At 62.0% G+C, this 255-nt stretch carries 1 pseudogene; it reads left to right on the top strand.

Going from position 1 to position 255, the window contains the following annotated elements:
• Positions 1-236 (top strand): annotated as a pseudogene (locus NQ036_RS15575) (IS110 family transposase); the annotation flags it as partial.
• Between the last annotated feature and the right edge of the window lie 19 nt (positions 237-255).

Below are 255 nucleotides of genomic sequence, written 5' to 3'. Positions count from 1 at the left end.
TCATGCGGTGCCTCAAACGCTACATCGCCAACGAGGCCTACCGGCACATTGTCCGGCCCGAGCCGGTACCCGCCGTCGACGACCTGAGGCCACTGCGCCAGTCGAAGAAGATCAGCTTGGAAACCGCAGCCGGGCACTTCAACACGTGGCCCACCACGATTTCCTACCTTGAACGCGGTAAACGCCGAGACGATGACTTCGTCATCGCCTACCGTGAATACCTGCTCGCCGCGTAGGCCACCTCGCCATGGTCGA

Source organism: Brevibacterium sp. 91QC2O2, from assembly GCF_024580695.1.
GTDB lineage: Bacteria > Actinomycetota > Actinomycetes > Actinomycetales > Brevibacteriaceae > Brevibacterium > Brevibacterium moorei.
The sequence above is the reverse complement of the archived record's forward strand: the minus strand, read 5'-3'. Positions and strand labels throughout refer to the sequence as shown.